The 8,910-nt window shown below is 66.6% G+C and carries 13 protein-coding genes; 6 read left to right on the top strand and 7 right to left on the bottom strand.

The features are described from left to right. On the top strand, positions 1 to 570 hold a 570-nt coding region (locus tag AC2VOP_RS02965), incomplete at its 5' end, for a PIN domain-containing protein (RefSeq protein WP_486959587.1). A gap of 248 nt (positions 571 to 818) precedes the next feature. Here the strand turns inward: AC2VOP_RS02965 and AC2VOP_RS02960 are convergent. From AC2VOP_RS02960 to AC2VOP_RS02940, 5 genes are all read right to left on the bottom strand, one after another. After that, a complete protein-coding gene (locus tag AC2VOP_RS02960) occupies positions 819 to 1,094 on the bottom strand; it encodes a hypothetical protein (RefSeq protein ID WP_486959586.1) in 276 nt (91 codons plus the stop codon). 3 nt (positions 1,095 to 1,097) lie between these two features. Next, a complete protein-coding gene (locus AC2VOP_RS02955) occupies positions 1,098 to 1,328 on the bottom strand; it encodes a hypothetical protein (RefSeq protein WP_486959585.1) in 231 nt (76 codons plus the stop codon). A 99-nt stretch (positions 1,329 to 1,427) separates the two neighbouring features. Continuing rightward, positions 1,428 to 2,768 carry a PE-PPE domain-containing protein gene (locus AC2VOP_RS02950; RefSeq protein ID WP_486959584.1) on the bottom strand — a complete coding sequence of 447 codons (1,341 nt, stop codon included), beginning with the start codon at positions 2,766 to 2,768 and terminating at the stop codon, positions 1,428 to 1,430. A gap of 275 nt (positions 2,769 to 3,043) precedes the next feature. After that, positions 3,044 to 3,376, bottom strand: coding sequence for a hypothetical protein (locus tag AC2VOP_RS02945; RefSeq protein WP_486959583.1), 333 nt, complete (start codon positions 3,374 to 3,376; stop codon positions 3,044 to 3,046). 50 nt (positions 3,377 to 3,426) lie between these two features. Further along, positions 3,427 to 4,434 carry a phosphotransferase family protein gene (locus AC2VOP_RS02940; RefSeq protein WP_486959589.1) on the bottom strand — a complete coding sequence of 336 codons (1,008 nt, stop codon included), beginning with the start codon at positions 4,432 to 4,434 and terminating at the stop codon, positions 3,427 to 3,429. A gap of 301 nt (positions 4,435 to 4,735) precedes the next feature. On the opposite strand from AC2VOP_RS02940, the gene AC2VOP_RS02935 reads away from it, so the two are divergent. Both AC2VOP_RS02935 and AC2VOP_RS02930 read left to right on the top strand, forming a co-directional pair. After that, on the top strand, positions 4,736 to 4,912 hold the full coding sequence (locus AC2VOP_RS02935; RefSeq protein WP_486959582.1) for a hypothetical protein: 177 nt from the start codon (positions 4,736 to 4,738) through the stop codon (positions 4,910 to 4,912). Between the two features lie 172 nt (positions 4,913 to 5,084). Then, on the top strand, positions 5,085 to 5,690 hold the full coding sequence (locus tag AC2VOP_RS02930) for a histidine phosphatase family protein (protein ID WP_486959581.1): 606 nt from the start codon (positions 5,085 to 5,087) through the stop codon (positions 5,688 to 5,690). Between the two features lie 11 nt (positions 5,691 to 5,701). Here the strand turns inward: AC2VOP_RS02930 and AC2VOP_RS02925 are convergent, their stop codons facing one another. Continuing rightward, positions 5,702 to 6,037 carry a LapA family protein gene (locus AC2VOP_RS02925; protein WP_486959580.1) on the bottom strand — a complete coding sequence of 112 codons (336 nt, stop codon included), beginning with the start codon at positions 6,035 to 6,037 and terminating at the stop codon, positions 5,702 to 5,704. Between the two features lie 109 nt (positions 6,038 to 6,146). Between AC2VOP_RS02925 and AC2VOP_RS02920 the strand changes: the two genes are divergently transcribed. After that, positions 6,147 to 6,761: a putative glycolipid-binding domain-containing protein gene (locus tag AC2VOP_RS02920; protein WP_486959588.1), complete on the top strand. Its 615-nt coding sequence runs from the start codon at positions 6,147 to 6,149 to the stop codon at positions 6,759 to 6,761. Here the strand turns inward: AC2VOP_RS02920 and AC2VOP_RS02915 are convergent. Next, the gene (locus tag AC2VOP_RS02915) at positions 6,724 to 7,707 is read right to left on the bottom strand and encodes a prephenate dehydrogenase (RefSeq protein WP_486959579.1); all 984 of its coding nucleotides are present in this window, start codon (positions 7,705 to 7,707) and stop codon (positions 6,724 to 6,726) included. The two genes, AC2VOP_RS02920 and AC2VOP_RS02915, sit on opposite strands and share 38 nt — an antisense overlap. Positions 7,708 to 7,815: 108 nt before the next feature. Between AC2VOP_RS02915 and AC2VOP_RS02910 the strand changes: the two genes are divergently transcribed. After that, on the top strand, positions 7,816 to 8,337 hold the full coding sequence (locus tag AC2VOP_RS02910) for a tRNA adenosine deaminase-associated protein (protein ID WP_486959578.1): 522 nt from the start codon (positions 7,816 to 7,818) through the stop codon (positions 8,335 to 8,337). Next, positions 8,334 to 8,783 carry a nucleoside deaminase gene (locus AC2VOP_RS02905; protein WP_486959577.1) on the top strand — a complete coding sequence of 150 codons (450 nt, stop codon included), beginning with the start codon at positions 8,334 to 8,336 and terminating at the stop codon, positions 8,781 to 8,783. Before AC2VOP_RS02910 ends, AC2VOP_RS02905 begins: the two co-directional genes overlap by 4 nt. The last annotated feature ends 127 nt before the right edge of the window (positions 8,784 to 8,910 follow it).

Raw genomic sequence — 8,910 nt, 5'->3', positions numbered from 1 at the left:
TCGCGCACCGTGCGCGATTACCTGGTATACGCCCACGGGCGCAGGCTCATCGACGTTCGCTGGAGTGCGAAGATACTCGACGACCTGACCAGGACCTTGACCCGCAAGTACGGGAACCACGATGCGCATCAGCGTCTTCGGGGCCTTCTGGAGCGGCATTTCCCCGACGCGTCGATCGACGTGACGCCAGCCGACGTCGCGGTGTTCGACGAGCTGGGGCTACCGGACCCCGACGACGCACACGTTCTCGCTGCCGCGTACGCGGCGCAGGCGGACATCCTCTGCACGAACAACACCAAAGACTTTCCCGTCGAGGCGGTGCGCCGGTCCGGTGCGGAGCTGATGATCCCGGATGAGGTTCTGTGTCTTCTGGCATGCGAGTTCCCGCGTGAAATGCGTCAGGTGCATCAAACTGTTGTAGAGCGCAACCCGAGGCTGACCGAGGATCAGACGCTGGCCAAACTCGTCGACGCGGACTGCCCAGGTGCCGCGAGAACTATGGCGGAGCTGTCCGCCGGTATGCGTTGGGTGTCGTCCCATAAGCGCGGTGGCCCGGGCCTCACGGGTTGAGGCGGTGATCGAGGTCATCCACATTCATGTCAGTAGAGCCACATTTATCAGGGGCACCACGGTCAATAGCGACCGCTTACGTGGTCGCTTTCCCGCATAATCCCGTATCCTGTTGTGACACGACACGATAGCGGACATTGCCGGACGGTTGCGGTTAGGTCACCTACTTCAGAAGGTTGGGAGTTCGAATCTCTTCGGGCGCGCAGAGTGTGAGGGTGAGAGTTTTCTCGTCGTCACACCGGAGCAGTTCACGCAGTGGGATGCGGGAACACCGCTTCGATTCGCGGACCGGCGGTGGACCAGAACACCTTGTATTGCGGGTAGCCGGGCACCGGCATCCGTCTCCGGATGCCCTTGGCGGTGGTGAACGCGGTGGACATCGACTGGGCTTGGCCGGAGTGGTTCAGCACCAGGTCGCAGGCGTCGAGCACCGCGTTGTACAACTCGGCGTCGGGACCGGCTTCCAGCGCGTCGAGCTGGGCGTCGGCGACTTGGGAGTAGTGGCCGTCGAAGTCGTCGGCCACCCGTCAGGCCCGCCGGGTGCGGCGGCGATGCACCGTCGGCGAGACGGCGGCTCGGGCCAGCAGATCCCTCAGCTCCGGGGAGTTGTCGTACTCGACCTGCGCTTCGCTGACCACCCTGGCCGGGGAGAGCAGCAGGCTGCCGTCGGAGTTCTCTTGCACCAGGAACATCTGGTTGGGGTGGCCGGGTAGCACCACCCGGCTTCGGGCGTCGGTCTCCACGTAGGCTTCAGGCATACACCAAAGCTATCCCATTATCCCAAAATGGGAAACATCAGCCTGCCTACCTGGGGAGCGGGGCCAGACAGCCGCACTGAGGCCGCCCTTAGGCTGAACTCAGGCCGCACTCAAGGCATCTCCGAGGCCGGCGATTCCGAAACCGAGCACTACCGGGGTCAGGCCGAAGTCAACCGCCATCGGCATACCGAAGGCGTCCACGAGGTGGCCGGAGCTCAACTCCTGCACGAAAAGGCTGGCGTCGTAGGAAGGCAGGGTGGTGGCCAAGGTGTTGACCATGTCGGCCATCGGGAGCAGCGATGCGTAGAACGGCGCAAGCCCGCCGGAGAATTTGTCGATCATCTCCGGCAAGTTGGACAGAGTGGCAGCGGCATTATCAGCGCTGTTGGCGATTTCGTCCGACACGCTCGGTAACGACAGTGTTCCCAGGTCGTGGGCAAAGGCCTTGACGCCCTGCTGAGCTCCGTTGGCCAGCGCGGTGAGCACGTCGGCCCAGTCGATGTTCGTCGGGAACAGCGAGTCCGAGAACGGGGTGGGCACGTTCGCCGGACCCTGACCCCAGCCCTCGGTGATGCTGCCGTAGCCCAGGTTGACCAGCACCTTGAGATCCGGTTGCATCAGGTCGGCCAGTGGGTTGCCCACCACCGGGACATCGCGCAACAGGTCCAGCAGCGGCAAGTTCTCGGTGGGGATCATGAAGTATTGCGTGTGGCCGGTGTAATCGGCAGACACCGGCAGCTTGACGGCCTCAGCGACTTGCGAAAGCGGGATTCGGGTGGCTGTCGGGTGGACGAACACGATGCCCAGGGCGGCGTTGAGATCCGACACCAGATCAATCGGATAGCGTGGGAAGTCCGAGAATCCGTCGTACTCCAGGTCGTAGATCACGGTGTCCCACGGAGTGTCCGACGGCGTAGCCCCGCTGAATGTGATCCCGAAACTCGGAACGGTCAGCGTCGGCAGGTTCGGGTCGTTGAAGCGTTCGAGGATGCCGCCGTTCGGCGCGCTGGGATCGACGAGCAACAGGAAGGAGAGCTGATCTCCGGTTGGCCGCTCGTCGGCCGGCAGCGCCATCAGGTCCCGCATCTCCAGCGAGGCGATGGTGGAACTCTGCGATCCGCCCACCACCACGATGTCGTGTCCGTCGGCGGTCTGTCCGGTGATCGTGCTGTTGAGGATCTTGACTCCCTGCGCCATCGACGCGTCGAGCGTCAGGCTCTTGACACCGGTGACCGGGTACATGTCCTCGGGGGTGTACAGCCCGTTGATCTTGCTCAAGGAGAACAGCGGCTGGCCCGGAAAAAGCGGTGAGGAAGGGTTGTATCGTTCGGCTACGTCAGCGATGAGTCCGGGCGACGGTATCGGGCCGCCGCTGCCGCCCATGCCCCAAGCCACGGCATCGGTCAGCATCACGTCTGCGCGCGTTGTCAACTCCGGCACGGTGGTCCACAGCGCGAGTGGTGCGACAGCAGCCGCTATCGCGGTCGTTACCGCAGCCGTCCTCTTCGTGTTTGTGTCCGTATCAGCGCGCATCACTTAGTCGGCCATGATCTTCGCCGACTCCGTGTTCACGGTGTCATCAGTTGCAGCCACGCCAGGAGTTTAGCGTCCGAGCTGGACCATCTCGCGCAGGCCCCCTCGCCGGGGAGTCGATCACACTGCGTCGATTGCAGCGATCACCACCGGTTGGGTCCAGCCGGACTCTGCGGCCCGCTTTAGATCGGCGGTTTGGTCTCGTCGGGGTGCAGATCGGTCAGTCGCGGTGACGGGGCCCTTGACGGGGCCCTTGTCTCGGCATTTGTCTCCACGTACTCATTGACCGCCTCGGGCTCGATCAGGCCGAAGCGTACCTGCAGGTCGATCGGGTTCAACCCGAAGTACTTGGCGACTTTGATCAGATTGTTCGCGCTGACTAGCCGGCCCTCGTGAGCTGCTTTGTAGTAGGCAGACTTGCGGTAGCCGAACGCCTCATAGATCTCAGGTGCCGACAGTGGCCTTCCGACCAGATACGGCAACACCACGGTGGGGTCTTTGTCACGATCGTCCACGTCGATAAACGATAGCCCTACTCTGCGGACTTATGCAAGAGGCACGGGGGTCACGGTTCGCCGTCCATCAGCGCCAGCGCCCGCCGGAACAGCCACACCGCGGCGTCGTGCAACTGTTCACCCACCTCCTGCTGGGCCATGCCGGCCGATGCGCGTGCCAGCGTGCCCTCGATCACGATGGCGAGCTTGAAGCAGGCCAGCACTGTGTACCAGGTGATGTGCGACAGGTCGCGGGTGGTGTTGGTGGCATACCGCGCCAGCAGATCGTCGGTGCTGCACAATCCGCCCATACCGGTCAGCGTATGGCTGAACACGCTGGAACCGTCGTGCTGGCGCCACGTCGCCAGCAGCCAACCCAGGTCCAGCAGCGGGTCGCCGATCGTGCACATCTCCCAGTCCACGATGGCCACCACCTCCGGCCCGGTGCGGGAGAACATCACGTTGGCGGCGTGGTAGTCGCCATGCATGATGCCCGGCTGCCACGACGACGGCCGGTGCCGCTCCAGCCAGGTGGCGACGGCGTCGACGCCCGGCAGCTCGGGGCCGGGATAGTTGTCGAACTGTCGGTAGGACTCCAGCTCAAAGAGCCAGCGCGGCACCTGGCGTTCCAGGAAGCCGTCCGGCTTGCCGAAGTCCGCCAGCCCCACGGCGATGTGGTCGACAGCGCCGAGCCTGGCCAGGGCGTCGGCCATCGACAGGCCCATCTGGTGGCGGATCGCCGGGTCGCCGGCGTGCAGGGTGGGCAGCTCCTCCCCGGCGTTGAACCCCTCGACCGGCTCCATCAGGTAGAAGACGGCCCCGCTGTCGCTGCCGAGCACGGTCGGGTCGTCGCAGACCGCGATCAGCCGCGGATGCGGCACGTCGGTGCCGGCCAGCGCGGCCAGCACCCGGGTCTCCCGCAGCATCACCGCGTTGCTGCGCGGGCGCAGGTGCCGCGGGCCGCGCCGCAGCACATAGGACCGGCCGGACCTGGTGAACCGCAGCATGATGTTCTGGGTGCCGCCGCGCAGTTCGCTGACCTCTTCCAGTGGGCCTTCACCGAGTCCTCGCCGCGACATCCAGGCGGCCACCGCTTCGAGGTCCACGGGAGAAGAACCTACTCTGAGCGGCTCCCGATCACAGCCGCGTCTGTCACATCCGCCACACCAGCCCCGGCTTTGGCTGTGGGTGGGTGGTGTCCGCCTTCGCGCGACAAAACCCCGGTTTGACGACGACGGGCCGCGAGAAAGCGGTGATTCGAGCCACTCATACCTCGTCTGCCTCGTCTGTCTCGTTCGTTACGGCTTGTCGCTCTACGGATGGCGCCCAGCTACCAGCGACAACCGAATCGTTGTCGGACCCGCATGCGAGCGTCGTTGCATGAACAGAGCTCTGCGCGGTATCGAACTGCGCTACGTCTTAACGATGCACCTCTTCGACGTCGGCCCGGCAACCTTTGCTCAAATGGCTAATAGCCTTGCTGCCCAAGGTTTTCAGATCAGCGGGCGCGGTGTCGCTCGAAGGCGGGCAAATCCCCACATCATCGATTTTCGGTGACCACTGGGATCTTCGGTGACCAATGGGGCAGGTGTGGAATCGTGGGCCGGCAACGACGACAGGACGTTGGTGCGGGTCAGTCCTCGCCCGCTCAGCAACGCCCTCGGGGCGCAGAGCGCTGCGGGTCGAACCGAATTCACGGGTCAGCCTGCCGATCTCATAGGGTGACACGATGCAGTTGCTGCTGGTCCGCCACGCGCTGCCGCTGCGCAGCGAGCACGGCGAGGGCTCAGACCCGCAGCTGTCCGAAACCGGGATCGCACAGGCGCGGCGGCTGCCCGAGGCGTTGACGCGGTACCCCATCACCCGGGTCATCAGCAGCCCGCAGCGACGCGCGATCCAGACCGCCGAACCCGTCGCCGAGGCGCGTGGCCTGGCCATCGACGTCGATGAGCGGTTCGCTGAGTACGACCGGGAGTTGGGCGGCTATCTGCCGATCGAGCAGCTGCGCACCGAACGGCCGCAGGACTGGGCGCGAATGGCGGCGGGGGAGCTGCCGGCCGGTGTGGACCAGGATGGGTTCTGCGCCCGGGTCGCCGCCGCGACGGCCGACGTGGTCGCTGCCGCAGATCCCGGGCAGACGGTAGCGGTGTTCAGCCACGGCGGCGTGATCAACGTCGTGTTGCATCAGATCCTGGGCACCGCACGGTTGCTGTCGTTCCCGATCGACTACGTATCGGTGACGCGGCTGCTGTATTCACGGTCCGGCCAGGCCACCGTGGTGTCGGCCAACGGCACCGAGCACGTGTGGGATCTGTTGCCCCGAAATCAGCGGTGACGCTACGGTGCTTACCGTCGCGCCGCGAAGGTCTTCTTTGCCGCGCGGCGCAGCTGGTAGATCCGCGCGGTGCCGGCCAGGACGGTGACCAGCCCGCCGCCCACCGCTGTCAACAGCAGCGCCACCCCGAGCGGGAGGCTCCAGTGAAAGCTCAGGAATTGGATGCTGGCCTGATCGGTGTTCTGCGTGATGAAGATCAACAGCACGATGAGAACGAGGAAGCCCACGATCAGTGAGCTCCACAACGCGGCGGCGCGGGTGAACGGGACCGCCGCGGCCGGGACCTGGTCGGCCTGGTCGGCTTTGTCGCCCGGTGGATGGTCTGGTGCGGGGAGATCGTCGCTCATGGTGCTATCTTGCCGGTTTTCGCCGCGAAATTAGCCGGATCGCGCCGTATTGCTCGGGGCCTTGCCGGCGGCCGAGAATTTCGTCGCTTACGGTGATCGGGTGAGCCCAGTGATCGCGACCGCCTCTGATCCGACACCCGCCACCCGGTCGGCGATTCTGACGTGGCGGGCGCCGGATGTCGCGCGCATGGAATCGGTGCGAGTGCAGTTGTCGGGCAAGCGAATTAAGGCCAACGGCCAGATTGTCGCGGCTGCCACCGCGGGGCATCCGGCATTCAGCGCTTACTACGATTTGCAGACCGACGCGGTCGGTGCGACCCGGCGGATCGGCCTGACGGTCACCCTGGCCGAGCGGGAGCGCCAGCTCTCCATCGCCCGCGACGAGGAGAACATGTGGCTGCTGACCGATCACCGCGGGGAGTCACGGGCCGGTTACGAGGGGGCGCTGGACGTCGACGTGGTGTTCAGCCCGTTTTTCAACGCCCTGCCGATCCGCCGCGCCGGCCTGAACGAGCGGGCAGGTGAGATCACCGTGCCCACCATCTATGTGTGGCTGCCGGAGATGTCGGTCACCGCGGCGGCCACCAGCTACCGCAGCACCGCACCGGAACAGCGGGCCGGGATCAGCGTGTGCTCGCCGGCCACCGGTGCCACCGGCACCACCGTCACCGTCGACGCTGACGGGTTCATCGTGGATTATCCAGGATTGGCAGAGCGGATCTGATCACCCCGCCGGCCCGGCCCGCGGCGGCCAGTTCCTGGCGCCAGTTCTCGGCGCCGACGAACACGGTGACGATGTCGTGGCGCGGGAAGCTTGCGTAGCGGGTCCGGGCGGCATGACCGGCGTCGACCAGCTCCGCCACCGAATCGGCAGCCGACAGGGAATCCCGTGCGTCGGCCAGCAGTTCGATCATGCGATCCAGCGCCGGCAGCAGCTGCAGCCAGTTCGCCTCGCACATCGCCCGGACCAGGTACGGTGCGGTGCCCGCAACCCGGGTTCCGTCCCGAAACGACCCCGCGGCCAGGGCGAACGCCAGTGGCACTTCGGCGGCGGTGACGGACAACGCTTCGGCAATCAGGTGCGGCAGGTGGGAGATGACGGCCGCGGCGGCGTCGTGTTCGTCGGAGCGGGCCGGCACCGCCATCGCCCCGCAGTCCAGCGCCAACTCCAGCACCGTCGACCACACCATCGGGTCGACGTGGTCGTCGACGCTGATCACCCAGGGAGCGTCGCTGAACAGGCGGGCGTGACCGGACGGCCATCCCGACTGCGCAGTGCCCGCCATCGGGTGACCGCCGACGAACCGGGCTTGCAGGCCTGCGGCGGTCACCGCGTCGAGCACCACGCTCTTCACGCTGGTGACGTCGGTCAGCGGGCACTCGGGGGCAAACTGATGGATGTGGCTCAGCAGCATCGGCACCGCCGGTATCGGGACAGCGAGCACGATGAGCGCGCCGGTATCCGCGGCCCGCGCCAGCACCTCCTCGAGGTCGGTGGTGGCGTCGAAACCGTCGGCTACCGCGGCCCGCGCACTGTCCACCGAGCGGTTGTAGCCGAACACCTCTCGGCCGGCCGCCGCGGCCGCGCGAACCACCGAGCCGCCGATCAGGCCCAGTCCCAACACGCACACCGGTGTTTTCGCGGCGTTGCCAGCCGCCCTGCCAGTCACCCTGCCAGCCGCCCTGCCAGTCACCCTCCTAGGTTGACATATCTGTGCCCGGACCGCTGCCGACGATTCGCTGGTCAAGGGTGTAATCGGCGACTAGCGTAAGCGCCCATGGGAGCACAGCGAGCCTCCACGCAGGACCGGTCGGCTGACACGCCGGACGGCTTCGGCGTGGCCGTGGTACGCGAAGACGGCGAGTGGCGCTGCTCGCCGATGCGCCCGGCGGCGCTGGCCAGTTTGGCCGCGGCTGAGACAGAACTTCGTGAATTACGCAGCGCCGGTGCTGTTTTCGGCTTGCTGGATGTAGACGACGAATTCTTCGTGATCGTCCGACCTGGTCCGGTGGGCACCCGGCTGCTGCTGTCGGACGCAACCGCCGCGCTGGACTACGACATCGCCGACGAAGTACTGGACAAGCTGGACGCCGACATCGACGCTGAGGACCTCGAGGACGCCGAACCGTTCGAGGAGGGCGACCTGGGGCTGCTGTCCGACATCGGGCTGCCCGAAGCGGTGCTGGGCGTCATCCTCGACGAGTCCGACCTGGACGTCGACGAGCAGCTGGTTCGGATCGCCGCCGAGATGGGTTTCGACGAGCAGATGTCGGAAACACTGCGCCGGCTCGGTCGGTGACCGACGAGGATCTGATCCGTGCGGCGCTGGCGGCCGCCGCCGCTGCGGGGCCGCGCGATGTGCCGGTCGGCGCGGTGGTGGTCGGCTCCGGTGGCGAGGTGCTCTCGCGTGCCGCCAACGCCCGGGAGAAGCTGGGCGACCCGACTGCCCACGCCGAGATCCTGGCGCTGCGGGCGGCCGCCGCCACGCTCGGTGACGGTTGGCGGCTGGCCGGCGCCACGCTGGCGGTCACCGTCGAGCCGTGCACGATGTGTGCCGGTGCGCTGGTGGCAGCCCGGGTAGCCCGCCTGGTCTTCGGTGCTTTCGAGCCGAAGACCGGGGCGGTCGGCTCGCTGTGGGATGTGGTCCGCGACCGTCGGCTGGGTCACCGCCCGCAGGTCCGCGGCGGGGTGCTCGCCGACGAGTGCGCCGCTTTGCTGGAGGATTTCTTCGTCCGGCAGCGGTAAGGGATGCGCGGTCCCGGTCCGGTGCGGCGACAGCCGCCGGTTGGGTAGGCTGTCCGGCGGTGGCGTGTCCGAGCGGCCTAAGGAGCACGCCTCGAAAGCGTGTGAGGTTCACAGCCTCCGAGGGTTC

Source organism: Mycobacterium sp. TH-M106, from assembly GCF_057473765.1.
Note: the sequence above shows the minus strand (reverse complement) of the source record. Positions and strands in the feature narration are given on the sequence as shown.